The sequence below is a fragment of the Azospirillum sp. A29 genome (assembly GCF_042604625.1).
Classification (GTDB): Bacteria; Pseudomonadota; Alphaproteobacteria; order Azospirillales; family Azospirillaceae; genus Azospirillum; species Azospirillum palustre.
Map to the genome: position 1 here is coordinate 990,413 of NZ_CP170467.1, position 23,490 is coordinate 1,013,902.

Sequence of the window (23,490 nt, forward strand, 5' to 3'; positions counted from 1 at the left end):
GGGCTCTTTCGGGCCTCAATCCTCGTGCGCCAGCCGCCAAAAAAGGGGGCCCGTCCCAACGGTTGGCATCGAAGTGGTAGATCGATCCGTCAGGACGCATGGTTGCAGCGCTAAAGATCGGAAAGCTGGGAAGGAATAGTGCTGACGCCCGGATCGACCGAGGACGTCAACCAATCGCGCGCCTTGCGGGCTTCCGCCAGGATCCAGCCGCGGAAAGCCTGCGTCCGGGGATCGTCCAGCCGGCTTTCGTGGATCAGCAGGTAATATTCGCCGGCACTGCGCAGCTCGGATGGCAGCGGCATCGCCAGTTCGGCGCGGCGGTCGTACTGGGCCAGCAGGATGTCGGGCACGATGGCGATCCCGCGGCCCTGGCGGGCGGCGTCGAGCGACATGAAGAAATGGCCGAACTCCAGCTCGCCTCCGGTTCCGGCGACGGCTTGACCGCCGGTCGCCTTCAGCCAGTCCGGCCAAGCGTGCCGGCGGCTGGAGGTGTGGATCAGCGGCAGGCGAACCACCGGCCGCCCGTCCTCCAGCACCGCCTCGCCCGCAAGTGCGGGTGCGCAGGCCGGGCGGAGGATGTCGGGGAACAGCTCGTCCGCCTGCACGCCGTCCCAGTTCGTCACCATGTCCAGGTCGATGCGCGGCTGCCCGCGCTCGTAGCGGCGGCCCGGGATGCGGCCGACGCGGATCGCGATGTCGGCCTCGTGCGCCAGCAGGTTCGACGGCTCGATCGACGAGATGATCCGCACCTCGACGCCGGGGTTGGCCTGCGTGAACAGATGCAGGCGCGGCATCAGCCACAGCGACGCGATGGTCGGCAGGATCGAGATGGTCAGCGTGCGCATCGTCCGCGACCTGCCGATCCGCTGCGCCGAGCGTTCCAGCTCACCCAGGCAATCGCGGACGGTGCGGGCGAAATCCTCCCCCTCCGGCGTCAGTTCGATGCGCCGGGTCATTCGGCGGAACAGCTGGCAGTCCAACGCCAGTTCGAGGTCGCGCACCTGCCGGCTGATCGCGCCCTGGGTCAGGTGCAGCTCGTCGGCCGCCAGCGTGAAGGAGAGGTGCCGCGCAGCGGCGTCGAACCCGCGCAGGGTGTTGAGCGGCGGCAGCGGTCGTTTCGGCATCGGCATGGCCTCCCATGGATGAGCCTAGGTCATGCATAGGGGCCGAACAAGTCGTTTGTGAGGTCCGGTGTCCTCCGGCACGCTTCCTGTCACTGAACCGTCAGAGTTCAAAAGAAACAGGGCAAGCGCGAGGGTTACCGTGACACGAACAGCCATGACGCGACAGACAAGGGGCGATCCCGGTAAGATTTGGACGCTCGAAGTTAGCGGCATTGCCAAGAATTACGGGGCGACCTGTGCGCTCCGCAACGCTTCGTTGCGGCTGCGGCCGGGAAAGGTCCATGCGCTTCTTGGCGAGAACGGTGCCGGCAAGAGCACGCTGGTGAAGATCGTCGTCGGCGCGATCCAGCCCGACCGTGGGCGGATCGCGCTGAACGGCGTTCCGACCCGTTTCGCCGGGGTGAGGCAGGCGATTGCCGCCGGGGTGATCCCGATCTACCAGCATCTCAGCCTGTTCCCCCATCTGTCGGTGCTGGAGAACCTGTCGGCCTTCGCCATCGCAGGCGCGGCGGGTCTGCGCGCACGGCCGGCCCTGGTGCCGCGCGCCACGGCGCGGGCCTGGCTGGACGCGGTCGGCCTCGGCTGTGATCTCGACCTTCCGGTCGAGCGGCTGTCGGTTGGCGAGCGCCAGCTGGTGGAGATCGCCCGCGGGCTGGGGCAGCGCTGTACGCTGCTGGTGCTGGACGAGCCGACCGCCGCCCTGACCCATGACGAGACCGACCGGCTGTTCGGCGTGGTCCGCCGCCTGTGCGCGGAGGGCACCGCCGTCCTTTTCATCAGCCACAAGTTCGACGAGATCGAAGCACTGGCCGACGACGTCACCGTCCTGCGCGACGGCGTCGCGGTGATCGATGCCGAGCCGCTGACCTCGCTCAGCCGTGCCGAGCTGGTCCGCGCCATGCTGGGCGACATGGTGGAGTCCGGCGACCGCAAGCTGCCGCAGCCGGGCGGCCCGGTGCTGACCGCGACCGGGTTGCGGCTGGGGCCGGCGGACGTTGCGGCCGACATCACCGTGCGGGCCGGCGAGATCGTCGGGCTGGCCGGGCTGGTCGGTTCGGGCGCCCTGGAGCTGGCGGCGGCGCTGGCGGGGGCCCGGCCGGTCGCCGCCGGCACGCTCGCCGTGCGGGGGGAGGCGCTGCCGCCGGGCGACCGCGCGCGGGCCGTCGCCGCCGGGGTCGGCTACGTCCCGGCCGACCGCCACGCCGAGGGGCTGTTCGGTCCGCTGGCGGCGCTCCAGAACGCCTCCTCCTCGACCGTCGCGCTGTTTTCGCGCGGTGGGCTGCTGCGGCCGGGTGGCGAGGCGGCGGCGCTGATGCCCTGGCTGCGCCGGCTGAACCTGCACCCCTTCCAGCCGGAGCGGCCGGCCGCCGGATTCAGCGGCGGCAACCAGCAGAAGCTGCTGCTGTCGCGCAATCTGGCGGTGCCGGACCTGCGGGTTCTGGTGGTGCTGGAGCCGACGCGGGGCGTCGACATCGCCGCGCGGGAAACCATCCACGACGCGCTGGTCGAGGCCGCCGGCCGGGGCGTCGCCGTCGTCGTCGCCTCCAGCGACCTCGACGAGGTCATGGCCCTGTCGCACCGCATCCTGGTCGTGCGGCACGGCAGCCTCGACGGCGAGCTGCCGCGCGGCACCGGCCGCGCCGCCCTGATGGATCGGCTGGCCGGACGGAGGGCGGCATGATGGCCCTGACCGGCGCCCGGCCGCGCCGTTTCTCCGGCCGTCTCAACCCGCCCGCCGCCGTCTGGGTCGTCCTGCTGCTGTTCTGCGTCTTCGCCCTGGCGGTGCCACGCTTCGCCAGCGCCGGCAATCTGGAGAATCTGCTGCGGGTCGGTTCCATCCTTGGCATCGCCGCCTGCGGCCAGACCATCGTGCTGATCCTCGGCGGGATCGAGTTCTCCTTCGGCGCGTCGGCGGCGCTGGCCAGCGTGGTGACGGTGCTGGCCCTGCCGTCCGCCGGGGTGGCGGGCGGCTTCGCGGCCGGCGCAGCTTCGGTGCTGCTGGTCGGTCTCGTCAACGGCACGCTGGTCGCGCGCTTTTCCCTGCCGCCCTTCCTCGTCACGCTCGGCATGCTGATGGTGGCCGGTGGCGGGGCGGCGGTTCTGGCCGGCGGCCTGCCGATCGACGCGCCGCCGAGTGACGCCTTCTCCTGGCCGGCGCGCGGCCGGGTCGCCGGCATCCCTGTACCGATCCTGGCGGCGGCGGCAAGCTTCGTCCTGCTGCACCTCCTGCTCGCTCACACCCGCGCCGGCCGGCTCTGGTACCTGGTCGGCGCCAACGGCACGGCGGCGCGGCTGTCCGGCATCACGGTGTGGCGGTCGGTGCTGGCGGGCTATCTGCTGGCCGGCGGCTTCTGCGCCCTTGCCGCCGTCATCCTGACCAGCCGGGTCGCTTCCGGCCAGCCCAGCCTCGCTCCCAACCTGTCGTTCGAGACCATCGCGGCCTGCGCCGTCGGCGGCATCCCGCTGGCCGGCGGGCAGGGCAGGGCGGTGCAGACCCTGTGCGGCGTGCTGGTCATCGCCATGCTGAACAACGCGGTGGTGCTGCTGAACCTGCCCGTCGCCTACCAGCAGCTGATGATCGCCGCGGTGATCCTCGGTGCCGTGATCCTCCAGCGGGCGCCCCTGCTGCTCCTGCTGCTGCCGGTCCGGCCTGCCCGCCAGCCGGAGGAGGACCAGTCATGAGCGCCCGTTTCCTGCGCCATTCCGCCGATGGCCTGCGCACCGCCGGCTCCGTCCTCCCCGTCCCCTTCCGGGTCGCGCCGCTCTGCCTGATCCTGGCGGTGGCGGTGTTCGCGGCCACCGCGCCGCGCTTCCTCAGCCTGGGCAACGCCGCCAACATCGGGGCGCAGGTCTGGGTCCTCGCCCTGCTCGCCATCGGCCAGATGTTCGTGCTGGCGACCCGGGGCTTCGACATCTCGGTCGGCGCCGTCGCCGCCCTGTCCAGCGTCTGCGCGGCGATGGCCTGCAATGCCTGGGGCCTGCCCGGGCTGGCCGCCGGGGCGCTGGCGGGGCTGTTCTGCGGGCTGGTCAACGGCGCGCTGGTCGGCACGCTCGGCCTCCAGCCGGTGGTCGCCACGCTGGGCAGCCTGATCGCGGTGCGGGGCCTGTCGCTGCTGATCACCGGCGACGGGCAGGTGGTGCCGCTCGACGCGGCGGGCTTGGTGACCCGCCTCGGCTTCGAGCCGATGCCGGTCCTGCCCGCCGCCAGCTGGGCGGCGCTGGTCCTGGCGGTCGGGGCGGCCCTGCTGGTCGGCCGCAGCCTCGCCGGCCGGCGCATCCTGATGGCCGGATCGAACCCCGAGGCGGTGGCGCTGGTCGGCGTCCACACCCGGCGCGTCCAGCTCTGGGCCTATGGCCTGTGCGGCCTGTTCGCCGGCCTCGCCGGGGTGCTGATGACGGTCCGCGCCGGCTCCGGCCTGCCGACCGAGGGGGCGGGGATGGAGCTTCAGGCCATCGCCGCCGCGGTCATCGGCGGGACCGCGCTCAGCGGCGGCATCGCCAGCGTGGCCGCCGTCGTGACCGGGGCCGCCTTCATCCAGGTGCTGCTGACCGGCCTCAACCTCCAGGGCGTCTCGCCCTTCGTCGCCCAGATCGCCGTCGGGGTGGTCATCATCGCCTCCGGCCTTCTCGAAACGCTTCTGCGCTCTCTGCCGTCCTTCCACTCCCAATCAAGGACACGGACATGACCCGCTCTCCGATCCGCTTCGCCGGAAGCCTCGCCGCCCTGCTGCTGCTCTCCACCGCGCCGGCCCTGGCGCAGGACAAGGCCATCGGCTTCGCCATCCCCAACCTCGCCTCGTCCTTCTGGATCTCCGCCGTCTACGGGGCGGAGCAGGAGGCCAAGGCCGCCGGCGTCACGCTGGTCAAGCTGAACGCCGGCGGCGACGCCAACACCAGCCAGCAGATCGCCCAGATCCAGGATCTGGCCCAGCGCGGCGTCGCCGCCATCATCGTCGGCGCGACCAACGGCGACGCGGTGCGGGCGGTGGTGGAGCAGGCGGTCGGCCGCGGCATCCCGGTCATCGGCATCTCCTCGCCGCCCAACAGCGACCGGCTCAGCGCGACGGTCAGCGCCGACCATTACGACATGGGCCGCCTCCAGGCCCGCTGTCTGGCCCAGGCCATCGGCGGTAAGGGCGAGGTGGCGATGATGGCGGGCCCGACCGGGCAGGCCTGGTCCGACCTGCGGGCCAAGGGCTTCCGCGAGACGCTGGCGAAGGAGGCGCCGGAGGTGACGGTCGTCGCCGAATCCCGGCTGGCCGACAACCGCAACGCCGCCCTGACCACGGCGGAGGACTGGACCCAGCGCTTCCCCGAGCTGAAGGGCGTCTACGCTGCCACCGACGACATGGCGGCCGGCGTGGTCGCCGCGATGAAGGCGGCAGGGCGCATGCCGGCGGTGCGGGTCTCCGCGTCCAACTTCAGCCCGACGGCGCAGCAGCTGCTGAAGGACCGCGAGCTGGCCTGCACCTCCATCCAGCAGGTGGTGGCGCAGGGCCGCGCCGCCTTCACCCAGGCGCTGGCCGCCGCCGGCAAAAAGCCGGTCGAGGCCAAGGTCGTGCTGCCGGCGCTGCTCGTCACCTCGGACACGCTGGGCGAGGTCGATCTAAGCTCGGTCGTCGCCCCGGCCGACTACCGGCCCTGACCATATCGAACCGAAGGCAGGACAAGCGATGCTCCCCTCCCACAACCGCTTTCCCTACTCCGCGATCACCGACCGCCCCGACTTCTCCTGGCCGGGCGGCAAGCGGCTGGCCGTCTATGTGGCGCTCTGCGTCGAGCATTTCCCATACGGCAGCGGCCTCGGGCTGCCCTATTCGCCGGGACTGAGTCACCCCAACAGCTACAATTGGGCGTGGCGGGAATACGGCAACCGGGTCGGCGGCTGGCGGCTTATCGACCTGTTTGACGCCCACCGCCTACCGCTGACGGTGCTGCTCAACACCGAATGCTACGAGCATTGCCCGGAGCTGGTCGCGGCGCTACGCCGCCGCGGCGACGAGATCGTCGCCCATGGCCGCACCAACGGCGAGCACCAGAACGGCATGGGCCTGGAGGAGGAGCGCCGCCTGATCGCCGAGGCGACCGAGGCCATCCGCCGCCACGAGGGCAAGTCCCCCGCCGGCTGGATGAGCCCCGGCGCCCACCCCAGCGCCAACACCGAGGATCTGCTGGCCGAGGCCGGCTACCGCTACACGCTGGACTGGCCGATGGACGACCAGCCGGTGTGGATGCGGACCACCGGCGGGCCGTTGCTGAGCGTGCCCTATCCGCACGAGGTGAACGACGTGCCGATGGTGGTGCTGCACGACGGCACGGCGCCGGCCTTCGCCGACATGGCCATCGACAATTTCGACGAGATGCTGCGCCAGTCGAAGGACCAGCCGCTCGCCTACGGCATCACCATTCACAGCTTCATCGTCGGCCAGCCCTTCCGCATCAAGCAGTTCCGCCGGGTGCTGGAGCATCTCGACGCCCACCGCGAGGAGGTCTGGTTCGCCACCGCCGGCCAGATCGCCGACCATTTCGCCGGTCTGATGCCGCCGCCGGCCGCCACTACCCCCTGAACCGGTCCCTGACCCGTTCCTGACGCCGGCCCCCTCGGGCCAGCTCCCATCCGAAAGGTTCCATCATGACTGAGACGCCCCTTGGGCTGTCCCAAACCCCGGCGCACGCCCGCGCTCTGCCCCCGCTGCGGGTCGCCGTCGCCGGCCTCGGCGCCGTCGGGCTGAAGATCGTCGAGGCGCTCGACGAGGGGCTCGACGGCTGCGTCCTGACCGCCGTCTCGGCCCGCGACAAGGCGGCGGCGGCGGACCGCCTGTCCGCCCTGACCCGCCCGGTGCCAGTGGTGGACATCGCCGAGCTGGAGCCGCTCGCCGACCTCGTCGTCGAATGCGCCCCCGCAGCGCTGCTTCCGGCCATCGTCGAGCCCTTCCTCCGCGCCGGCAAGACGGCGGTGGTGCTCAGCTCCGGCGCCCTGCTGGCCAATGAGGGACTGGTCGCCACTGCCCGTGCCCATGGCGGGCAGATCGTCGTGCCGACCGGGGCGCTGCTCGGGCTCGACGCGGTGACTGCGGCGGCGGAGGGGGAAATCCGCGCCGTGCGCATGGTGACGCGCAAGCCGGTGCGCGGTCTGGTCGGCGCCCCCTATCTGGTCGAGAACGGCATCGCCATCGAAGACATCACCGGCCCGCTGCGCATCTTCCACGGCACCCCGCGCGAGGCGGCGGTCGGCTTCCCCGCCAACCTGAACGTCGCGGTGGCGCTGTCGCTGGCCGGCATCGGCCCCGACCGCACGACGCTGGAGATCTGGGCCGACCCGGCGCTGGAGCGCAACACCCACCGCATCGAGGTCGAGGCGGATTCGGCGACCTTCACCATGGCGATCGAGAACATCCCGACCGACAACCCGAAGACCGGCCGCATCACCGCCCTGTCGGTGCTGGCCTATCTGCGCAAGCTGCGCGCGCCGCTGCGCGTCGGCTCCTGAGCGCCGCTTTCAGCAAGAAACGAAAAACAGAAGGGGGATTCGTCATGGATCTCGGACTTTCCGGCCGCACCGCGCTGGTGCTGGGCGCCGGGGGCGGGCTCGGCCGCGCCATCGCCCTGGGTCTGGCGCGCGAAGGCGCCAACCTTGTCATCGCCGACCGCGACGCGCCGTCGCTGGCCGCCACCAGCGCCGCTCTCACCGAAATTGGCAGCGCCGAAACCGCCGCACTCTGCCTCCCCATCGTCTGGGATCTGGGCGACGCGGCCGCCACCGACCGCAACGTCGCCCTGGCCGAGGAGCGGTTCGGCGCAATCGACATCCTGGTCAACAACACCGGCGGCCCGCCGCCGTCGCCGGCCAGCGGCGTCGATCCGAAGGTCTGGACCGCGCAGTTCGAGGCGATGGTGCTGTCGGTCATCCGCATCACCGACCGGGTGCTGCCCGGCATGCGGCAGCGGCGCTGGGGCAGGATCGTCACCAGCGCCTCGTCGGGCGTCGTGGCGCCGATCCCCAACCTCGCCCTGTCCAACGCGCTGCGCCTGTCCCTGGTCGGCTGGTCCAAGTCGCTGGCCCGCGAGGTGGCGGCCGACGGCGTGACCGTCAACGTCGTCCTGCCCGGCCGCATCGCCACCGACCGCATCCGCTTCCTCGACGAGAGCAAGGCGGCCCGCGAGAAACGGCCGGTCGCCGAAATCGTCGCCGAGAGCACCGCCGCCATCCCGATGGCCCGCTACGGCGAGCCCCGCGAATACGCCGACGCCGTCGCCTTCCTGTCCAGCGAGCGCGCCGCCTACGTCACCGGCTCCACCCTGCGGGTGGACGGCGGCTACATCCCCAGCATCTGACAGTCCGAAGGATCCCCAGCATGAGCAGCAGCACCGACACGGTCCTCACCGCCGCGCAGCGCGAGGACATCCGCACCCGCTTCCTGGCCGTCGACACCTCCAACGTCGCCGACGTGCTCGACGTGATGGGCTGGCCGGACCAGGGGCTGGCGGCGGAATTCATGCCCTATCCCGCCACCGCCGGGCGGCTGGCCGGCTGGGCCTACACCATCCGCGGCCAGATGACGCCCTATCCGCTGGGCGGCGACGCCGACAAGATGGCGGCGTGCCAGGGGCTGTCGCCCGGCGAGGTGTCGGTGTGGAGCGGCGACGGCGACGGCATCTGCTATTTCGGCGAGCTGATCGCCATCGGCATGAAGGAGCGCGGCAGCACCGGCGCGCTGGTCGACGGCGGCATCCGCGACGTGCGCTGGCTCGGCCATCACGGCTTCCCGGTCTATGCCCGCTACCGCACGCCGGTGCAGTCGATCAGCCGCTGGAAGGTCAACGCCTGGCAGGTCCCGGTTTTCCTGCGCGGGGCCACGGTGGAGCGCGTGCGGATCGAGCCGGGCGACTTCATCCTGGCCGACGAGGACGGCGCGCTCGCCATCCCGGCGGCCATCGTTCCGCAGGTGCTGGCGGAATCGGAGGCGCTGACCGCGACCGAGATCCGCATCCGCGAGGAGCTGTCGAACGGCCTGACCCTGGCACAGGCGCTGGAGCGTTACGGCCACGTCTGACGCCCCGCCGGGCGGCCCCGTTTCCGCCTGCCGGAGACGGGGCCGTTCCGAAATTTCGGTGGTCGCCGCCATCTCCCGCACTGCGACACCATTGTTGAAAGGGCCCCAGCATGACCGCCGCGTCTTCCCGCGACCCCGCCCAGGCCGTCGCGGCCGCCCTGGCTGCGGCCCGCACCAGCCGGCTCAACGCCTTCATCGAGCTGTTCCCCGACGCGGAGGAGTGGGCGCGGGCCCTGCCGGCGGTTTCGGCGGACGGTCCGCGTCCGGCGCCCTGGGGGCTGCCCTTCGCCTACAAGGACGTGTTCGTCACCGCCGGGCGGCAGCCGACCGTGGGAGCCGGGCACGGCTACCGCTGGGGCGGTGCGCGGACCAGCGTGGCGCTCGACCGTCTGGAGGCGGCCGGAGCCATCGCCATCGGGGCGCTGAACCTCGACCCGCACTGCTATGCCGCCACCGGGCTCAATCCCTATTTCGGGCGGGTGCTGAATCCGGTAAATGCGCGGTTCGCCGTCGGCGGGTCGTCGAGCGGGTCGGCGGCGGCGGTCGCGGCCGGCATCGTGCCCTTCGCGCTCGGCACCGACACCGGCGGGTCGGTGCGCATCCCGGCCGCCCTGTGCGGCGTCCTCGGCTTCAAGCCGACGGCCGGAGCCGTCGGCGATCCCGGCATCGCGCCGCTGTCGCCGTCGCAGGACGAGATCGGCCTCATCGCCCGCGATCCCGCCCTGCTGCGCGCGGTGTTCGTCGCGCTGCGCGATCCGGCGTCCAGGGAACACGACGATTGTCCTCTGCGTGCCGGCCCTCTGCGTGTCGGTTTACCGGTGGAATGGCTCCGGACCGGCGTCGAGCCGGAGGTCGCCGCGGTCGTCCGGTCCGTCCTGTGCCGGATGACCGAGGGCGGGGCGGTGGCGGCCGAGGTCGCCCTGCCGCCGCTCGACGCGCTGAACGTCTGCGCCGGGACCATCACTTCGTTCGAGGCGTCGGCTTTGCACCGGACGGCGTTGGCCGAGCGTCCGGACTGGTATCCGGCGGCGGTGCGGCGGCGTCTGGTCGCGGCGGCCGAGGTGGGGCGCGACGCCTACGATCAGGCGTTGCGCGACCGGGAGGCCCATCGGGCGGCGGTGATCGAGGGTGCTTTCGCTGCGGCGGACGTCCTGCTCTGTCCGGTGATCGGGGTGCCGGCTCCGCGTCTGGACGGTGTCGACGACGACGACGTGACCATTGCCGGCGCCACCACCCTGGCCTTCCTGCGCTTCAACCGCCCTTTCAGCCTGCTCGGCCTGCCGGCGCTGGCGCTGCCTGCCGGGCACGACCGCAACGGGATGCCGGTGGGGGTCCAGATCGTCGGGCGGCCGGGCGCGGACGATCTGGTCCTGGCCATCGCCGAGCGGTTCGGCGGGGCTTCGGACCGTCCCGCCTGACCGTCCCGCCTGACCGTCGCGACGGCGGTCACCCCGCCTTGGCGGCCATCGCCTCGATCTCCACCAGCCAGCCCGGCTCCACCAGCCCGGCCACCTGCACACGGGTGCGCACCGGAATGTTCGGGGTTTCGGCGGTGCCGAACACCTCGGCGTAGGCGCGGGAATAGCCCTGGAAATCGGCCCGCCCGCCCATCCGGGCATCGCCGACCAGGAAGGCCTGGACCTTAACCACGTCGTTCAGGCCATAGCCGCGCCGTTCCAGCGTGGCTTTCAACTGCGTCAGGATGTTGCGGGTCTGCATCTCCGTGTCGCCATAGGCCTCGACCCGGTCGCCCGGAACGGAGCCGTCGACGACCGGCGGCGTCAGCCCGCTCAGCATCAGGAATTCGGTACCATCGACCGGCACCCGCACCGATTCCAGGAACTGGGTCCGGTAGAGCGAGGACTCATCCAGCGGGTAGCGTTCAATTCCGTTTTCCAAGGCCATTCCTCCAACTGTCGATGCTGAAAACCCTGGGCCAAACCTCCGCATCCGACCGGTTTCCGACAAACGATTTATCCGGCCTCCATGCATGAGAAGGACTCATGCATCCTGATTCCAGTGGTGGGCCGCTGCGGCATGGTGCGTTTCCGCAAGCCTGATAACGCCCCACGATGGCTCAGCCGGCAGCTTGAATGAAAGAGTTGGCAAAGTTGCTCCAGGTCCGCTCACAGTGCATGAAGATTCGGCCCGCCTCGGCCCGAACCCGCGCGGCCGCACTGTCGGTATAGATGCTTTCCAACTGTTCGATCATCTCGTCCACAGCGGATTCGCCCCAGCCGCGGCGTGCGCCGGTGGGATCGACGACTGGCGTCTGGTTGCGGAGAGGCAGGCAATTGTCCTCACGGAGGCTCTGTTGCAAAGTTTGGCGGCGTAGCGTCGGCGGTGATGGTCACAGGCATCACCGCCGACGCTACGCCGCCTGAAGTTCGAGCTGCTGGCTGATGAACTGCACAGCTTCGGCGAGCACACAGGGTCCTAGGTTGAAGGCGCGTTCGACAAGGCGCGCCTCGCCCGGTATGTCACGGGTGATATTGAAGCTGGACGCTTGGCCTTTGCGGAGCGCCCGCATCACCTCAAAGCCCTTGATCGTCGCGTAGGCCGTCTTCAGGCTCTTGAAGCCCCGCACCGGACGAATCAGCTGCTTCAGCTTGCCATGGTCGGCCTCCACCACGTTGTTCAGATATTTGACATGCCGGTGCTGGGTCTCCTCGGGACATTTGCCCTCGGCCTTCAGCTCCGCCAGGGCCGCCCCATAGGTTGGCGCCTTGTCGGTGTTGATGACCGTCGGCTTCTCCCACGCCTTCAGACCATTGAGCGCTTTGGACAGGAAGCGCTTGGCGGCGGCAGTGTTTCGCGTGGGAGAGAGGTAGAAGTCGATGGTGTTGCCATGCTTGTCGACGGCTCGGTATAGCTAGGCCCACTTGCCACCCACTTTCACGGAGATCTCGTCGGCCCGCCAGCTGGTTGACCGTGGGCAGCGCCACTGCCAGCGAAGCCGCTTCTCAATCTCCGGCGCGTACTTCTGAACCCAGCGGTAGATCGTTGAATGATCGACCGTAACGCCGCGCTCGGCCATCATCTGCTCGAGGTCGCGATAGCTGATACCGTATCGGCAGTACCAGCGCACCGCCCACAGCACGATCTCACCTTTGAAGTGGCGTCCCTTGAAGTCCGACACGGCTTGGCACCATCCAACCTCCAGCCATTTCGACGCGTGCCGGCCGACTTTGCAACAGAGCCCCTGGAAACCGGCGGGGGCGTCACGCAGGCGGGGTGATCATGCAGCCAACTGACGCAGGGCGTCCGCGACGCGCCTGATGACGCTCGTCCAGTCGCCCGGCGCGGTCTGGCGGAAAAGCCGCATCGTCGGGTACCAGGGCGTGTCGTCGCGGTCCTGAAGCCAGCGCCAGCATCCGTCGTAGCGCGACATGACCCAGACGGGCTTGCCCAGCGCGCCTACGAGATGGGCGACCGAGGTGTCGACCGTGATCACGAGATCGAGGCGCATCACCAGGGCCGCCGTGTCCGCGAAATCGGCGATGACCTCCATCGGATCGTGGATGTCCATCCCCGCCGGCGGATCGGCGAGCTGCGCCGCCGGCCCGCCCATCTGCAGGTTCACGAAGCGCAGGTCCGGCACCTCGGCCAATGGCGCCAGATCGTGCAGGCTCATGCTGCGCCGCCGGTCCGTCAGGTTCGCGCGCAGCAGGCTTGGCCGGGGGTCTCCCGACCACACCAACCCGACCCGCAGCCCGGCGCCCGGCAGCGGCTGGCCCAACCATTTGCCGATCGCCTCGGCGGGCGGGTAGAGGTAGGGGATGGCGCCGGGGATCGTGCCCAGCTCGGTGCCGAGCAGCCGCGGCAGGCTCATCAGCGGGCAGTGGAACTCCGGCTTCGAGAAGGGGTCCGTCAGCGCATGGACCGCAGCCACGCCGGGCATGCCGGCGACCAGCCGCTTCAGCGACGGCTGCACCGCCAGCACCACGCGTCCGCCCCGCGCCGCGACCAGCGGGGCGTAGCGGACGAAATGAAGGGTGTCGCCGTGTCCCTGCTCGGCATGCAGCAGGATGGTGGCGCCGTTCAGTGGCTCGCCCTGCCAGGCCCGCAACTGCCCGTTCACCGTCGGGAGCTGGCCGGTTTCCCAGCGGGCCTCGTAATGGTCCCAACCTTCCTTGAGCCGGCGGGCTTTGAGCAGGGCCAGCGACAGGTTGAAGCGGGCATCGGGGTGCTTCGGTTCGGCGGCCAGCGTCCGGTTGAACAGGCGCTCGGCCTCGTCCAGTTGGCCGAGGTCGAGGTTGACGATGCCGAGATTGTTCAGCGCCGAGACATGCGACGGGTTGATCCGCAGGGCTTGCCGGCACAGCGTCGCCGCCTCGGCGAAATCATCGCCGTTCCGGGCCTGGGATCGCTGGACATCGCCGAGGTTGGCGTAGGGATCGGGATGGTCCGGCTTGAGCGCCACGGATCGGCGGCGGAAGCGGACGGCACCCTGGCCGTCGTTCAACTCCCATACGGCACTGGCGAGGTTGTTCCACGCCCCCGGATGATCGGGTGACAGGCGCAGGGCCCGGCGATAGGCGGCGGCGGCCTGCGCATGGTTCTTCTCCCGCGAGGCGGTCGCGCCGAGGTTGACGTAGGCCTGGACCGTTGCGGGTTCCAGCGCCACTGCCGCCCGATAGGCGGTGCGCGCGTCGGCCAGCCGTCCCGAAAGCAGACGGGAATCGGCAACGGCCAGGAGTTCGCTCGCCGTGGCCGGGCGCAGGCGGCAGAAGCGCTCGAGCAGGACCGACGCATTGTCGCCCGGCAGGGGCTGCCTGTGCAGGTTGGCCAGCGATTCCGGGTAGGCCGGATTGAGCGTGAGCGCCAGGCGGTACTGTTCCCGCGCCTTGTCCGGCCGGCCGAGTGCGCGGAAGGCCTCACCCAGGCTGTTGCGGTAGTAGGCCTGCGCCCTGTCGACCACGAGCGCCCGGCGCAGCCAGCGGCGGGCCACCTCCGCCGCCCCGGCCTGCAACGCCGTCACGCCAAGCAGATGGAGGACGTCGCCATGCGACGGATCGGCGGACAGAATGGCCCGGTACAGAGTGCCGGCGGCAGCATCCCCTGCCTTATGCCGGGCAACCGCGGAGGCGAGCATCGACCTCACGTCGGGCAGCGTGGCCGCTGGGCCTTTCCCGACCTCAGGTTTGGCCAGCTGGCCCATGTCCTCGCCCTCATCCTCGTAGCGTCGGCAAGTCTTTTGAAATACATAGCGCTTTCCGACGCCAAGGGCAGCATCGTTCAGGTCCTGAATCCGGCTTGGCAATCCGCCTTGACATGAGCCTGCACGGACTCTTGTTGCCACCAAGTGAAACCGACCCCAACGGCGGTCGTTCCGGCGAGCCGGTGTGTCACTGCGGCAGAGGCCTCTGGCATCGGATCGCGTTGCCTTCTCCACGCGGATCGTGGGCGCCGCTCAAGCTGTTGGCATCGGTGAGCCTGATCGCTCCCGCCTGGCCGAAGATCGGCGACAAGGCCGGAAGGGGCGCCACCTCATGCCCCAGAGCAGCGAGGGTCTCCATCGCGGCCCCGCCCAGGGACGCTTCGATCTTGAGGCTGTCGCGGCTGTCGGAGAATGTCTTTCCCAGAAGGAAGCGGGGCTGGGCGAGCGCCTCCTCGGGCGTCATGCCGTGATCGATCAGGCCGCTGAGCAGCACGGACAGGGTCTGCGGCTGGCCGTCCGCGCCCTGCGTGCCGTAGAGAAGGTGAGGGTTCCCATCCCTGAGGGCGATGCCGGGATTGAGTGTGTAGAAGGGGCGCTTGCCGGGCTCGATCCCGTTGCGGTCGCCGGGAATGGTCGAGAATGCCGCGCCACGGTTCTGCCAGAGGATGCCGGTGTCGCCGATCGGGACACCGCTGCCCCAGTCGAAATAGGTGCTTTGCAGGACGCTCGCGCAGCGCCCCTGTTCGTCGGCCGCGGCGAAATAGACCGTATCGCCATGCTGGTAGGGATGGGGCCAGGGCAGGGCGCGTGCCGGATCGATGGCGGCGGCCTTGGCGGCCAGACGATGCGGATCGAGGAAATCCCAGGGAGGCGGTTCGGCACAGTCCGGATCGGCGATCAGCCGCCGGTCCAGGAAAGCCTGTTTCACCGCCTCGACCAGCAGATGGTAACGCCGCGGGCTGGTGGGAGACAGGGCCGCCAGATCGAAGTGGGAGAGGATGCCCATGATCGCCAGCGTAGAAAGCCCCTGCGTCGGCGCGGGCGGCGCCAGCAGGGTCAGCCCGCGATAGCCCAGGCTTGCAGGAATCTCGTCCCGCGTCCGTGATGCTGCCAGATCCGCGGCACGGAGAGGGGAACCGGCGGCGGCCAGCCCCTCTGCCAGCTGCTCGGCCAGCCGCCCATCATAGAAGGACCGGTAACCGTCCTCCGCCAGCAGGGAGAGGCTGCGGGCGAGGCCGGGCTGCTTGAAGAGGGCGCCGGGGACCGCGCTGAAACGCTCTGCGAAACCTTTCCACTGCGGGATCTCGTCACGGCGGAAATCGAACCAGAACTGTTGCGAGCGGCTCGGGACATAGCCGTCCCGGGCCAGGGCGATGGCGGGGGCGAGGAGGTCGGCGAAGGCCTGTGTGCCGCCCCAGCGATCCGCACCGTAGGCAAGGGCATGACCCCAGCTGTCGACCGCGCAGGCCGAGGTGACCGTCGAGGCCGGTCCGCGCAGAGGGATGGCAGAGTCGTAGGCGGGCAGGGTCTCCGCCGCCTGTCCGATGCCGAGGAAGCAGCGTTGCCCTCCCTGCCGGTCCGCCACCAGCCAGACGGCGTCACCGCCGATCCCGCAAAAGTGCGGCATGACGACGGACAGGCAGGCGGCGATGGCGACCGCCGCTTCGATGGCGGTGCCGCCGCTGGCCAGAACGGCGGCACCGGCTTCGGAGGCCAGGGGATGCGGGCTGGTGACCATTCCGGGCCGGGCGGCGTTCATCTCGTTTCCCCTCTGCTGGAACCCGGCCGTCGGTCCGGCCGGGCCTGTTCCCTGCTGTCAGTTCGTCTTGTAGGCAAGCTTGCGGTCGGCCGGCGGCGGCAGGAACCGGCGGGTGAAGACCTGTTCCGGCTTGGGCGTGGCGGTCAGCTGATAGCCTTCGACGACAATGCCGATGGAGCGGGCGAGGCGGGCATCGTCCACATCGCCGAGGCCGAGCCTGTCGACCTCCGGCGAAACGATGAGATGCTCGTAGGAGAAGATCATGCGGGCGCGCTCGAGCTCCTCCTTGGCCAGATTGTCGTAGGCCAGGACCGCCTTCAGCCCGGCGGCAGGATTGCCGCCGATCTCGACCGCCGCCTTGTTGACGGCACGGACGAGGCCGGTGACGGCGGCCGGGTTCTCCCGGATCAGCTTCTGGGAAACCATCATGCCGTTGGAATAGAGGTCGAGGCCGAAGTCGCCGAACAGCAGCCAGTTGTAGTCCTTGGCCGGATCCTGGCGGTTGTTGATCAGGTTGAACCAGCTGGTGATGTTGAAGACCAGGGCGCCGTCGATGTCGCCCTTGATCAGCATCGGCTCCTGCAGGTTCGGCCCCATGTTCTCGATGGCGACCTTGGTCATGTCGACCTTGTTGAGCGTGCCGAGCACGGTCACGAGGCGGGTGGTCGGGGTGCCCTGTGCGCCGCCCAGCTTCTTGCCGACGAGATCGGCGGGCGTCGCGATGTTGGTCGCCTTCTTCGAGACGATGGCGAAGGGCGGCTTGTTCCAGAGCTGATAGACCATGACCGGCACGTCGTCGGGACGGGTCGCCGCATTCTGGATGATCGCGTTGATGTCGCCGAAGCCGGCGTCATAGGCGCCCGACATGATGCGGGTCACGGTGGCCGCCGACCCTTCGCCCTGGTCGATGGTGACGTTCAGCCCCTCCGCCTTGAAATAGCCCTTCTGCAACGCCAGCAGGAACGGCGCGTCGGAGCCCTGGGTCTTCCAGCCGAGCGTGAACTTGATGTTGGTGTCGGCCGACGCCGTCCCGCCCAGGCAAAGGCCGAGCGCAAGCGTCGCGAGAAGCTTTTTCAACATGGGTAGGCTCCGTTTCGGAAATGATGGATCAGGCGGAGGCAAAGCCCTGCCGGCGGGTGGCCCAGCCGGTGACGCGCGCCTCGACCAGCGAGAAGGCGACGTAGAGCAGGATGCCGAGGGCGGCGAGCAGGAAGAGGCCGGCGAAGACCAGCGGCACGTCGAAGTTGGAGGAGGCCGTCATCATCACGTTGCCGATGCCCTTGTTGGAGGCGACGGTTTCGGACAGCACGCTGCCGACGAAGGCGAAGGTGACGGCGATCTTCAGCGAGGCAAAGAAGAAGGGCATGGTGCGGGGCAGGCCGACATTCCACAGGATGTCGAACCTGCTGGCCCCCAGCGACTTCAGCACGTCCTCCAGTTCCGGCTCGGTGGTGGCGAGGCCGGTCGCGATGTTGACGACGATGGGGAAGAAGCACATGGCGAGTGCCGTGAGGATGGCCGGCGTCGCGCCCGATCCGAACCACAGCACGAAGATCGGCACCACGGCGACCTTGGGGATCGAGGAGAAGCCGATCAGCAGCGGATAGACCGTGTCGTAGGCGGTGCGCGAGACGCCGATGGCCGCCCCGATGACCACCCCGACGGTGACGCCCAGGACGAAGCCGATCATCGTGGTCCAGAGGGTCTGCATCACATGCGGCAGGAGGATGCCGAAGCGCGCGGCCAGCGTCGCGAAGACCTGGGTCGGGCGCGGGAGGACGAGGTCGGAGACCTGGAGGACGAGGCAGAGGATCTCCCAGGCCGCGAAGAAGCCGAGGATGAGGAGGGCGGCCCAGAGGCGGCGGCGCAGGTCGTAGCTCACGGCTCAGGCTCCCTGGATTGCGGCATCGCTGCGCGCATCGATGATGAGGTCGCGCAGGCGCTGGTTGAGGGCGACGAAATCGGCGTCGAAGGTCATGTCGACCGTGCGCGGCCGGGGGAAATCGACGGCGCTGTCGTCGATGATGCGGCCGGGGCGGGCGCTCATCACGCAGATGCGCGAGGCGAGGAAACCGGCTTCCTTCAGATCGTGGGTGATCAGCAGGACGGTGGGTTTGCGCTTCAGCCACAGCGACTGCATCGTTCCCCACAGCTCCTCGCGGGTGAACTGGTCGAGCGCGCCGAACGGCTCGTCGAGCAGCAGCAGGCTCGGTTCATGGATGAGGGCGCGGCACAGGTTCGCGCGTTGCAGCATTCCGCCTGACAGCTGCCAGGGATAATGGTTGGCGAACTTGTCGAGCCCGACATCGGCCAGCAGGGCATGCACCCGGTCGCGGAACTCCGTCCTGCGCTTGGCGCGATAGTCGGAACGGAACGGCCGCACGATCTTCAGCGGCAGCATGACGTTCCGCTCGATGGTGAGCCAGGGCAGCATGGTCGGATTCTGGAAGGCCATGCCGATGCGCAGCGCCTTGGCCCCGACCTCGCGCCCGCCGACGATGACGGCCCCCCGGGTCGGGTTCAGCAGGCCGGCCGTCAGCCGCAGGATCGTCGATTTCCCGCAGCCCGACGGCCCCACCAGGGCGACGAATTCACCCGCGGCGATCCGAAGGTTGGTCTCCTGCAAGGCTGCGACTGTCTTGCCCGGTTTGCCGAACGAAACGGCGGCCTGCGAAAGCTCGACGGCCATGGACGGGGCGATAGACGGGGCGACGGACGGGTGGCCTTGCGGGATGGCTTGGGATCGGGACATGCGACGTACCTCGTGGCGGATCGCTGAAACTGTATGCAACGGGTGCGCCAGTTTCCCTGAAGGGCCAAGCTCCGCGGACGAGAAGTCAGGCATTGAGGGAAGAAAAGTGCATACAGTTTTTGCATGCACTTATTTTATGCAATCGAGCGGCGGCGTGCATTCAAATGCGGCACTTGGTGAGTTGCATTCCCAACCGGCCTCGCTTATGGAAGGCGGAGCAGGCGGGGGCGGTGATGGCCGAGGAAAAACGCGAGCAAAAGCGTTCAGGGAAATCCGGAGGCGACCGTGTCGCGGCGATCTGCACGGCCTTGCGGCGCGCGATCATCGAGCGGGCGCTGTCGCCGGGAGACCGGCTGCCGGAGGATTCGTTGGGCGAACGCTTCGGTGTCAGCCGGACCATCGCCCGCAGCGCGCTTGGGCAGCTGGCAGCGGAGGGGCTTGTCGATCTGCGCCGCAACCGCATCGCCGTGGTCGCCGTGCCGTCCTTCGAGGATGCGCGCGACATCTTCGACATCCGGGTCGATCTGGAGCGTCAGGTCGTCCGCCATCTGGCCGGCAAGCTGACCGAGGCCCAGGTCAAGCAGCTGACGGCCATTGTCGAGGCCGAACATCAGGCGCGGCATGGCGCCGAGGGGATTTCGATCCGCCTTGCGACGGAGTTCCATGTCCGGCTGGCGGAAATGACCGGCAAGCCCGTGCTGATCCGCTATGTGACGGAAATCTGTTACCGCGCCGGCCTGTCGTTGGCGGTCTTCAGCCGGCCCCATTCGTCCGAATGCGCAGTGAATGAGCATCTGGAACTGATCGAGGCGATCCGGACCGGCCCCGCCGACAAGGCCTGCGCCCTGATGGACGAACATCTGGAGGCCGTGGCCTCCCGCGCACTGCTGCAAAGCTCGGGCGCCAGGAGCCGCGACCTCATGGACATCCTGGCGCCCTACACCGAATAAAGGCGCCAGGACCGGCGGCAACTCAGCGGGCGCAGGAGGGGTCGAGGATCCATTCGGCGCTGTCGTTCCAGACATCGGTTTCGACGATCAGCCCGTCCCGCACCACGAAGCGGTCGACATAGCGGTTGTTGTCGAAGGGCGTGCCGTCCGGCCAGGCGCCATACAGGTAGCCCAGGCTGTAGACGATGGTTTCCGTCTCGCCCGGCACCACGTCATAACGCTCGATCCGCTTCTTTACCCGTTTGTAGCGCGCGGCGTTGAAGCCGGTCGGCCCGCTCGGGGTGTCGAAAATACGGTGCCCGGTGAAGCGGCAGATGAAGCCCGGCGCCACATATGTGGCCGCGCGCACTGGGTCGGGGGCCATCGACGCCTCCAGATAATCCTTCACCGCCTGCAGATCGCGTTCAGTCGTCTCACTCATCTGGACCTCCGTAAGTGTCGGCATATTGGTATCAAAAGTGCATGCGATTTTCGCATGCAAACGACACGCCGGATTTCGAGATGCCGCAGACCCACAGTTTCAATCTTCTCCTGCGCAACGCCCGGCTCAGGGGAGGGCAGGGCGTGCAGGACATCGCGGTCAGGCAGGGACGGATCGCCGCCATCGGCCCCGACCTGACCGGGACCGCCGCTTTGGAAGAGGACATCGGCGGGCGTCTCGTCCTGCCGGGACTGGTGGATACCCACATCCATCTCGACAAATCCTGCCTGCTTTGCCGCTGCCGCGATGCCGGCGGCGGACTGAAGGGGGCGATTGCCGCGGTATCCGGGCTGAAGCGGGCGTTCACGGCCGAGGATGTCTACCAGCGCGGCGCCCGCACCCTGGAACGGGCGATCATGCAGGGCACCATGCACATGCGGGCGCATGTGGAACTCGATCCGCTGGTCGGTCTGCGCAGTTTCGAGGCAATGACGCGGCTCAAGCGCGACTATGCCTTCGCCATCGACCTGTCGATCTGCGTCTTCCCGCAGGAAGGGATGACCCACGACCCGGCGGTCGAACGGCTGCTGGTTCAGGCCCTGGCGGAGGGGGCCGATCTGTTGGGCGGCTGTCCCTACACCGATGCCGATCCGTCCTTGCAGATGGAGCGGATCTTCGCCCTGGCGGTGGCGCATGATGTCGATCTCGATGTCCATCTGGATTTCGATCTCGATCCCAGCTGGTCGCATCTGGAGGAAATCTGCCGGCGGACGATGGCGGCGGGTTGGCAGGGGCGGGTCGCCGTCGGCCATGCCACCAAGCTCGCCGCCATCGACGATGCCGCGCTGGAGCGGATGACCGCACTCCTGGCCGAAGCCGGCGTGGCGGTGACGGCCTTGCCGGCGACGGACCTCTATCTCAACGGGCGCGATCTGAAGCATCGGGCGTCGCGCGGGGTGGCGCCGGTCCATCTGCTGGCGGACGGCGGCGTCACCGTCTCGGTCGCGACCAACAATGTCCTGAACCCGTTCACGCCCTTCGGTGACGGTTCGCTGATCCGGATGGGCAACCTCTATGCGAATCTCATGCATCTGGGCCCTGAAAGATTCGGCGATTGCCTCGACATGGTCTCGACCACGGCCGCCCGGCTGATGCGCATTGCCGATTATGGCATTGCGGTCGGCGGGCAGGCGGACCTGATCGTGCTCGACGCCGACGACGAAGCCGACGCCTTCGGCGGAATTGCCTTTCCCCTGATGGGGTTCAAGCGCGGCCGCAGGAGCTTCGTCAGACCCGCCGCGATGCTGGTGAGATAGCGGCCAACGTCCTGCGGCGGCGGGCGCCTGCGAGGCCGATGGCCGCGCAGAACACGACGCCCGCGGCCAGGCTGGTGTGGCCGCTGAACATGACGAGGCCGAGGCCCCAGCCCTGCCAGTCCAGCAGGATGCCCAGTGCCAGCAGCATGACACCCGTTCCCGCGACCTGCAGAAGGCGCGTCGCGGCCGGCGGCAGTGGACGCCCGAACAGGTCGTGCTGCTGGCGCTCCGTCGCCAGGGCCAGCGCCGCGAAGGCGGCAAGGCAGAGCGCGAAAGAGAGCAGATGCATCATGACCGCCCCTCCTCCAGCGCGCCGCCGATAACGCCGCTCCGTCCCTTGGCGGACACGGCCCGTGGTTTCGGCCGATGGCGGGCGGTGCGCAGCGCCAGCACGGCGTGGAGTGCCGCCAGTGACAGGCACATCGAATCCATGCCGGCGAACACCCAGTCGGCCTCGGCCACGCTGTGCCACAGCGGCCGGTCCGTCGTGACGGCGTTCAGCACCGGCAGAAGCGCCAGCAGCACCGCCGCCGTCCACAGCTGCTCGATCCAGGCGGTCCTGGCCGGGCGCAGCACGGCATGCGCCAGCGTCAGCGCCCAGACCGCGAAGAACAGGTGGATCTCCCAGGCCCCCCGGTCCGCCATTCCCGCCGGCAGCAGGCGGTTGCCCCAGAGGAAGGCCGTCATGGCGACCGACAGCCCGGCGATGCTGGCGATGTTCAGCCGCTCGACGATGCGGAAGCCGATATGGGGCCGCTCGGGATCGGCCAGCTTCTGGCGGCGCTTCACCGTCCACATCACCAGACCGGTGCCGACCATCGCCGTGCCCATCAGGCTGACGAGGAAATACAGCCAGCGCGTCACCACGTCGCTGAACCGCCCCAGATGCAGGGCATACAGCACGCCGCGCGTCTCCGCCGCCGCACCCACCCCCTCGCGGGTCTCCAGCAGCCGTCCGGTCGGGCCGTCGAACAGCATGTACTGCGGGCTCATCGAGACGCGGCCGGCCTCGCCGCGCGCGACCGCCACACGGGCGGTGCTGTCGCCGGGATTGGTGGCGGTGACGCGGCCGACAGCGTCCCGGCCCCAGCGCTCCTGCGCCTGCCGCACCATGTCGGCGACGGAGGCGAGCGGGGCCGCCTGTCCGCTGGGCTTCCCCGGCTGGATGAAGGCGTTCAGCTCGGCGGTCAGCTGCTGGCGCTCGGCCGGCGTCCTGATCGCCGTCCGCTCGCCCCAGGGCATATAGAGCGCCATCAGCGTGACCAGCCCGGTGTAGGTGATCATGGCATGGAAGGGCAGGCCGAACACCGACAGCGCGTTGTGCGCGTCGAGCCACGACCGCTGTCCCTTGCCGCCGCGGAAGGTGAAGAAATCGATGAAGATCTTCTTGTGCGTGATGACGCCGCTGACGATGGCGACCAGCATGAACATCGCCGCCGCCCCGGCGATCCACCGTCCCCACAGCACCGGCATGTAGTGGAACTGGAAATGGAAGCGGTAGAAGAAATCGCCGCCCAGCGTTTCGCGCGCGGTGACCTTGCCGCCGGTGGCGGGATCGAAGGCGGCCTCCCCGAAGGAGCGGCGGCCGGACGCCGCTCCCGCCTCGCCGGGTGCCATGCGCCAGAAGGCGTAGACGCTGTTGGTGCGTGCGTCCGGCAGGCGCATGCTCCATTGCGGGCTGCCCGGCGCGATGGCGCCCAGCTCGTCGGCGACGCGCTGGGCGACCAGGGCCGGATCGGGCAGATCCGCCTGATGCGCCAGCTCCGGCCGCATCCATTGCGACAGCTCGTCCTTGAAGTAGGACACCGTTCCGGTCAGGAACATGGCGTACAGGATCCAGCCCATCAGCAGGCCGGCCCAGATGTGCAGGCCCGACATGCTCTGGCGGATGCCGCGGCCGGCGGGACGCTGTTCCCGTTCCCGCTTTACGTTGTCCGTCTTCACGGCACCTCC

At 69.3% G+C, this 23,490-nt stretch carries 22 protein-coding genes and 1 pseudogene; 11 read left to right on the plus strand and 12 right to left on the minus strand.

What is annotated here, in order from left to right; all coding sequences use genetic code 11:
- Positions 1 to 110: 110 nt before the first annotated feature.
- Positions 111 to 1,124 (minus strand): LysR substrate-binding domain-containing protein, encoded by a 1,014-nt coding sequence (locus ABNQ38_RS32615; RefSeq protein ID WP_377810425.1) that lies wholly within the window; start codon positions 1,122 to 1,124, stop codon positions 111 to 113.
- A gap of 154 nt (positions 1,125 to 1,278) precedes the next feature.
- Here ABNQ38_RS32615 and ABNQ38_RS32620 point away from each other — a divergent pair, with 154 nt between their 5' ends.
- The 9 genes from ABNQ38_RS32620 to ABNQ38_RS32660 all read left to right on the plus strand — a co-directional run bounded on the left by ABNQ38_RS32620 (position 1,279) and on the right by ABNQ38_RS32660 (position 10,596).
- Complete coding sequence (locus tag ABNQ38_RS32620) at positions 1,279 to 2,805, plus strand: sugar ABC transporter ATP-binding protein (protein WP_377810426.1); 1,527 nt, start codon at positions 1,279 to 1,281, stop codon at positions 2,803 to 2,805.
- Positions 2,802 to 3,806 (plus strand): ABC transporter permease, encoded by a 1,005-nt coding sequence (locus tag ABNQ38_RS32625; RefSeq protein ID WP_377810427.1) that lies wholly within the window; start codon positions 2,802 to 2,804, stop codon positions 3,804 to 3,806. The genes ABNQ38_RS32620 and ABNQ38_RS32625 overlap by 4 nt, the downstream gene beginning before the upstream one ends.
- Positions 3,803 to 4,810 (plus strand): ABC transporter permease, encoded by a 1,008-nt coding sequence (locus ABNQ38_RS32630; RefSeq protein WP_377810428.1) that lies wholly within the window; start codon positions 3,803 to 3,805, stop codon positions 4,808 to 4,810. Before ABNQ38_RS32625 ends, ABNQ38_RS32630 begins: the two co-directional genes overlap by 4 nt.
- Complete coding sequence (locus ABNQ38_RS32635) at positions 4,807 to 5,769, plus strand: substrate-binding domain-containing protein (protein WP_377810429.1); 963 nt, start codon at positions 4,807 to 4,809, stop codon at positions 5,767 to 5,769. The genes ABNQ38_RS32630 and ABNQ38_RS32635 overlap by 4 nt, the downstream gene beginning before the upstream one ends.
- Before the next feature lie 28 nt (positions 5,770 to 5,797).
- On the plus strand, positions 5,798 to 6,691 hold the full coding sequence (locus ABNQ38_RS32640; RefSeq protein WP_377810430.1) for a polysaccharide deacetylase family protein: 894 nt from the start codon (positions 5,798 to 5,800) through the stop codon (positions 6,689 to 6,691).
- A 65-nt stretch (positions 6,692 to 6,756) separates the two neighbouring features.
- A complete protein-coding gene (locus tag ABNQ38_RS32645; protein WP_377810431.1) occupies positions 6,757 to 7,614 on the plus strand; it encodes an aspartate dehydrogenase in 858 nt (285 codons plus the stop codon).
- Positions 7,615 to 7,658: 44 nt separating this feature from the next.
- On the plus strand, positions 7,659 to 8,459 hold the full coding sequence (locus tag ABNQ38_RS32650; RefSeq protein WP_377810432.1) for an SDR family oxidoreductase: 801 nt from the start codon (positions 7,659 to 7,661) through the stop codon (positions 8,457 to 8,459).
- A gap of 20 nt (positions 8,460 to 8,479) precedes the next feature.
- Complete coding sequence (locus ABNQ38_RS32655; protein WP_377810433.1) at positions 8,480 to 9,178, plus strand: RraA family protein; 699 nt, start codon at positions 8,480 to 8,482, stop codon at positions 9,176 to 9,178.
- 110 nt (positions 9,179 to 9,288) lie between these two features.
- A complete protein-coding gene (locus tag ABNQ38_RS32660; RefSeq protein WP_377810434.1) occupies positions 9,289 to 10,596 on the plus strand; it encodes an amidase in 1,308 nt (435 codons plus the stop codon).
- A gap of 28 nt (positions 10,597 to 10,624) precedes the next feature.
- Here the strand turns inward: ABNQ38_RS32660 and ABNQ38_RS32665 are convergent, their stop codons facing one another.
- The 8 genes and pseudogenes from ABNQ38_RS32665 to ABNQ38_RS32700 form a co-directional block, all read right to left on the minus strand.
- Positions 10,625 to 11,077 carry a RidA family protein gene (locus tag ABNQ38_RS32665; protein ID WP_377810435.1) on the minus strand — a complete coding sequence of 151 codons (453 nt, stop codon included), beginning with the start codon at positions 11,075 to 11,077 and terminating at the stop codon, positions 10,625 to 10,627.
- A 178-nt stretch (positions 11,078 to 11,255) separates the two neighbouring features.
- Positions 11,256 to 11,399, minus strand: a complete 144-nt coding sequence (locus tag ABNQ38_RS32670; protein WP_377810436.1) for a hypothetical protein — start codon at positions 11,397 to 11,399, stop codon at positions 11,256 to 11,258.
- Between the two features lie 150 nt (positions 11,400 to 11,549).
- A pseudogene (locus tag ABNQ38_RS32675) lies at positions 11,550 to 12,317 on the minus strand (IS6 family transposase).
- Positions 12,318 to 12,416: 99 nt separating this feature from the next.
- The gene (locus ABNQ38_RS32680; protein ID WP_377810437.1) at positions 12,417 to 14,339 is read right to left on the minus strand and encodes a tetratricopeptide repeat protein; all 1,923 of its coding nucleotides are present in this window, start codon (positions 14,337 to 14,339) and stop codon (positions 12,417 to 12,419) included.
- 187 nt (positions 14,340 to 14,526) lie between these two features.
- The gene (locus ABNQ38_RS32685; RefSeq protein WP_377810438.1) at positions 14,527 to 16,098 is read right to left on the minus strand and encodes a gamma-glutamyltransferase family protein; all 1,572 of its coding nucleotides are present in this window, start codon (positions 16,096 to 16,098) and stop codon (positions 14,527 to 14,529) included.
- A 57-nt stretch (positions 16,099 to 16,155) separates the two neighbouring features.
- Positions 16,156 to 17,178, minus strand: a complete 1,023-nt coding sequence (locus ABNQ38_RS32690) for an ABC transporter substrate-binding protein (protein ID WP_377810439.1) — start codon at positions 17,176 to 17,178, stop codon at positions 16,156 to 16,158.
- A gap of 28 nt (positions 17,179 to 17,206) precedes the next feature.
- Complete coding sequence (locus ABNQ38_RS32695; protein WP_377810440.1) at positions 17,207 to 17,980, minus strand: ABC transporter permease; 774 nt, start codon at positions 17,978 to 17,980, stop codon at positions 17,207 to 17,209.
- A 3-nt stretch (positions 17,981 to 17,983) separates the two neighbouring features.
- Positions 17,984 to 18,850: an ABC transporter ATP-binding protein gene (locus ABNQ38_RS32700; RefSeq protein WP_377810441.1), complete on the minus strand. Its 867-nt coding sequence runs from the start codon at positions 18,848 to 18,850 to the stop codon at positions 17,984 to 17,986.
- A 233-nt stretch (positions 18,851 to 19,083) separates the two neighbouring features.
- Between ABNQ38_RS32700 and ABNQ38_RS32705 the strand changes: the two genes are divergently transcribed.
- The gene (locus tag ABNQ38_RS32705) at positions 19,084 to 19,800 is read left to right on the plus strand and encodes a GntR family transcriptional regulator (protein WP_377810442.1); all 717 of its coding nucleotides are present in this window, start codon (positions 19,084 to 19,086) and stop codon (positions 19,798 to 19,800) included.
- A 22-nt stretch (positions 19,801 to 19,822) separates the two neighbouring features.
- Here ABNQ38_RS32705 and ABNQ38_RS32710 read toward each other — a convergent pair whose 3' ends face one another.
- Complete coding sequence (locus ABNQ38_RS32710) at positions 19,823 to 20,221, minus strand: nuclear transport factor 2 family protein (RefSeq protein ID WP_377810443.1); 399 nt, start codon at positions 20,219 to 20,221, stop codon at positions 19,823 to 19,825.
- 80 nt (positions 20,222 to 20,301) lie between these two features.
- Here ABNQ38_RS32710 and ABNQ38_RS32715 point away from each other — a divergent pair, with 80 nt between their 5' ends.
- Positions 20,302 to 21,537: an amidohydrolase family protein gene (locus ABNQ38_RS32715; RefSeq protein WP_377810444.1), complete on the plus strand. Its 1,236-nt coding sequence runs from the start codon at positions 20,302 to 20,304 to the stop codon at positions 21,535 to 21,537.
- Here ABNQ38_RS32715 and ABNQ38_RS32720 read toward each other — a convergent pair.
- Both ABNQ38_RS32720 and ABNQ38_RS32725 read right to left on the minus strand, forming a co-directional pair.
- Positions 21,509 to 21,829 (minus strand): DUF3325 family protein, encoded by a 321-nt coding sequence (locus ABNQ38_RS32720; protein ID WP_377810445.1) that lies wholly within the window; start codon positions 21,827 to 21,829, stop codon positions 21,509 to 21,511. The genes ABNQ38_RS32715 and ABNQ38_RS32720 overlap by 29 nt on opposite strands.
- Positions 21,826 to 23,481 carry a PepSY-associated TM helix domain-containing protein gene (locus ABNQ38_RS32725; RefSeq protein WP_377810446.1) on the minus strand — a complete coding sequence of 552 codons (1,656 nt, stop codon included), beginning with the start codon at positions 23,479 to 23,481 and terminating at the stop codon, positions 21,826 to 21,828. Before ABNQ38_RS32725 ends, ABNQ38_RS32720 begins: the two co-directional genes overlap by 4 nt.
- Positions 23,482 to 23,490 lie beyond the last annotated feature (9 nt).

Excerpts from the sequence above, each read along its gene's own strand:
- ABNQ38_RS32645 (WP_377810431.1), top strand. The coding sequence starts at position 6,757 with ATGACTGAGACGCCCCTTGGGCTGTCCCAAACCCCGGCGCACGCCCGC.
- ABNQ38_RS32700 (WP_377810441.1), bottom strand. The coding sequence starts at position 18,850 with ATGTCCCGATCCCAAGCCATCCCGCAAGGCCACCCGTCCGTCGCCCCG.
- ABNQ38_RS32655 (WP_377810433.1), top strand. The coding sequence starts at position 8,480 with ATGAGCAGCAGCACCGACACGGTCCTCACCGCCGCGCAGCGCGAGGAC.
- ABNQ38_RS32625 (WP_377810427.1), top strand. The coding sequence starts at position 2,802 with ATGATGGCCCTGACCGGCGCCCGGCCGCGCCGTTTCTCCGGCCGTCTC.
- ABNQ38_RS32680 (WP_377810437.1), bottom strand. The coding sequence starts at position 14,339 with ATGGGCCAGCTGGCCAAACCTGAGGTCGGGAAAGGCCCAGCGGCCACG.
- ABNQ38_RS32715 (WP_377810444.1), top strand. The coding sequence starts at position 20,302 with ATGCCGCAGACCCACAGTTTCAATCTTCTCCTGCGCAACGCCCGGCTC.
- ABNQ38_RS32660 (WP_377810434.1), top strand. The coding sequence starts at position 9,289 with ATGACCGCCGCGTCTTCCCGCGACCCCGCCCAGGCCGTCGCGGCCGCC.
- ABNQ38_RS32705 (WP_377810442.1), top strand. The coding sequence starts at position 19,084 with ATGGCCGAGGAAAAACGCGAGCAAAAGCGTTCAGGGAAATCCGGAGGC.
- ABNQ38_RS32640 (WP_377810430.1), top strand. The coding sequence starts at position 5,798 with ATGCTCCCCTCCCACAACCGCTTTCCCTACTCCGCGATCACCGACCGC.
- ABNQ38_RS32630 (WP_377810428.1), top strand. The coding sequence starts at position 3,803 with ATGAGCGCCCGTTTCCTGCGCCATTCCGCCGATGGCCTGCGCACCGCC.
- ABNQ38_RS32650 (WP_377810432.1), top strand. The coding sequence starts at position 7,659 with ATGGATCTCGGACTTTCCGGCCGCACCGCGCTGGTGCTGGGCGCCGGG.
- ABNQ38_RS32710 (WP_377810443.1), bottom strand. The coding sequence starts at position 20,221 with ATGAGTGAGACGACTGAACGCGATCTGCAGGCGGTGAAGGATTATCTG.
- ABNQ38_RS32620 (WP_377810426.1), top strand. The coding sequence starts at position 1,279 with ATGACGCGACAGACAAGGGGCGATCCCGGTAAGATTTGGACGCTCGAA.
- ABNQ38_RS32685 (WP_377810438.1), bottom strand. The coding sequence starts at position 16,098 with ATGAACGCCGCCCGGCCCGGAATGGTCACCAGCCCGCATCCCCTGGCC.
- ABNQ38_RS32615 (WP_377810425.1), bottom strand. The coding sequence starts at position 1,124 with ATGCCGAAACGACCGCTGCCGCCGCTCAACACCCTGCGCGGGTTCGAC.
- ABNQ38_RS32690 (WP_377810439.1), bottom strand. The coding sequence starts at position 17,178 with ATGTTGAAAAAGCTTCTCGCGACGCTTGCGCTCGGCCTTTGCCTGGGC.
- ABNQ38_RS32635 (WP_377810429.1), top strand. The coding sequence starts at position 4,807 with ATGACCCGCTCTCCGATCCGCTTCGCCGGAAGCCTCGCCGCCCTGCTG.
- ABNQ38_RS32720 (WP_377810445.1), bottom strand. The coding sequence starts at position 21,829 with ATGATGCATCTGCTCTCTTTCGCGCTCTGCCTTGCCGCCTTCGCGGCG.